Source organism: Neobacillus paridis (genome assembly GCF_016765675.1).
GTDB lineage: Bacteria > Bacillota > Bacilli > Bacillales > Cytobacillaceae > Neobacillus > Neobacillus paridis.
Genome location: NZ_JAESWB010000271.1, coordinates 1 through 2,415 on the forward strand (window position 1 = coordinate 1; position 2,415 = coordinate 2,415).

General features: G+C 62.1%; 3 protein-coding genes. All 3 read left to right on the forward strand.

Annotation, left to right across the window (positions count from 1 at the left end; genetic code table 11):
- Positions 1-408 (forward strand): Tn3 family transposase (locus tag JK635_RS28785; RefSeq protein ID WP_202655271.1); only part of this gene is annotated, 408 nt, incomplete at its 5' end.
- Positions 409-447: 39 nt separating this feature from the next.
- Positions 448-777, forward strand: a complete 330-nt coding sequence (locus JK635_RS28790; protein ID WP_498043883.1) for a type II toxin-antitoxin system VapC family toxin — start codon at positions 448-450, stop codon at positions 775-777.
- Positions 778-848: 71 nt separating this feature from the next.
- Positions 849-2,415 (forward strand): DUF4158 domain-containing protein (locus tag JK635_RS28795; protein ID WP_202655273.1); only part of this gene is annotated, 1,567 nt, incomplete at its 3' end.

The window sequence follows — 2,415 nt, forward strand, 5'->3', positions numbered from 1 at the left end:
GGCCGCATCGAGCGCACGCTGTTCATCCTCGACTGGCTGCAAAGTGTCGAACTGCGCCGCCGCGTCCATGCTGGTCTGAACAAGGGCGAAGCACGCAACGCGCTGGCCAGGGCGGTGTTCTTCAACCGGCTGGGCGAAATCCGTGACCGCAGCTTTGAGCAGCAGCGCTACCGGGCCAGCGACCTTAACCTGGTGACAGCGGCCGTCGTGTTGTGGAATACAGTCTACCTACAGCGCGCCGCGCATGCTTTGCGTGGCAACGGCCATGCCGTTGATGACGCGCTGTTGCAGTATCTGTCGCCGCTCGGTTGGGAGCACATCAACCTGAACGGCGATTACCTCTGGCGCAGCAGCGCCAAGATCGGCGCGAGTAAGTTCAGGCCGCTGCGACCTCTGCAACCGGCTTAGCGTGCTTTATTTTCCGTTTTCTGAGACGACCCCTACATCATCAAAGGCAACCCGGCCACTGTACGCGAGCACCTGCGCGAGATCCCGATGTCCAGCGTCTGTATTTCGGCCGTTACTCAGGCTGAATTACTGCTTGGCGTCGAACGAAAGCCAGACGCCGTACGACTTCGGGAAGCGGTCCATGAATTTCTGCTGCGGGTCGATGTCTTGCCTTGGGACTGTGACGCGGCGGAGGTCTACGCCCAAGTGCGGGCCGACTGCGAGCGCAACGGAACGCCATTGGGGACGATGGGCATGCTGATTGCCGCCCACTCGGTTGCCGCGGGCGCAGTGCTCGTCACCACTGACCGCGCCTTCTACCTTCTATAACGTCAAGCAGCATCTGACCTTGGTCAATTGGATCAAGCCTCAGCCACANTTTGCGCTATCCGGGATTCGCCTTGCCACCGGATGCGGAGCCATCGGCAGCGCTGCTGGCGCTCGTAGGCCGGCAGTTGCGCATCGAACCAGACACCTGGCCGCAGTATGCCCAGCGTGCCGAGACCCGGCGCGAGCACATGGCGGAACTGCAGGCATGTCTTGGTATGGCTCCGTTCACTATCGCCGACTTCCGGCGCTACGTCCACCAGCTCTGCGAACTTGCCCAACAAACCGATCGCGGCATCGTGCTGGCCGAAGCAATGGTGGAGATGCTGCGGCAGCAGCGCACCATCATGCCGGCGGTCGACGTCATCGAGCGCGTGTGCGGCGAAGCCCTCACGCGCGGCACGCGCCAGGTCTATCAGGCGTTGAATACGCCTCTATCCGATCACCACCGGCTTGCCATCGACGGCCTGCTAACGCTGCGAGCTGGCACCAAACATAGCGGACTGATCTGGCTACGGCAGCCGCCAGGCGCACCCAAACCCAAACATGTGCTGGTGCACCTGGACCGGCTGAAAGCCGTGCGCGATCTGTGGTTGCCGGAGGGGCTGGAACATGCCATCCACCAGAACCGCCTGCTGAAACTCGCCCGCGAAGGCGGACAGATGACCGCCCAGCACCTGCGCGATCTGGAACCGGCACGCCGCTACGCCACTCTTGTGGCTATCGTGCTCGATACCCGCGCCACGCTGACTGACGAAATCATCGACCTGCACGACCGAATCATCGGTGCGTTATTCAGCAAGGCCAAGCGCAGACATGCCGACCACTTCCAAGACTCCGGCAAGGCGATCAACGACAAGGTGCGCTTGTATTCCCGCATCGGCCGCGCTTTACTGGACGCCAAAGAGTCGGGCGGAGATCCTTTCGCCGCCATCGAGGCCATTGTTCCGTGGGATGTGTTCTGCGACAGCATTACCGAAGCCGAAAAACTGGCCCAGCCCGAAGCCTTCGACTACCTGTCCCTGATCGGCGACGGATTCAACCAGCTACGGCGCTACACGCCCGTCCTGCTGGAATCGCTGACCATGAAGGCGGCGCCGTCGGCACGCGACTTGCTGGCCGGCGTCGAAGTGCTCAAGGGCATGAACGCGCGCCAGGCGCGCAAGGTGCCGGAAGACGCGCCCGCTTCGTTCGTGCGTAAGCGCTGGGAAAGCCTGGTGCGGACACCGGAAGGACTGGACCGCCGTTTCTATGAGCTGTGTGTATTGTCCGAGTTGAAGAACTCGCTGCGCTCGGGCGACATCTGGGTGCAGGGTTCGCGTCAGTTCAAGGATTTCGAGGAATACCTGCTGCCGGTACCGCGCTTCGCCGCGCAGCGCGAACAGCGGGAACTCGGTCTGTCTGTTGAAACCGACTGTGATCGTTTCCTGGAAGCCAGGATGGCCTTGCTTGAGCGCGAACTGGCGACCGTGGAACGGCTCGCCGCGCATAACGAGCTACCTGACGCTTCGATCACCAGCAGCGGCGGCCTTAAGATCACCCCGCTCGACAATGCCGTACCGGACGAGGCAGAGGCGCTGATGCAGCAGGCATATGGCCTGCTGCCCCATCTGAAAATTACCGAATTGCTGCTGGAGGTGG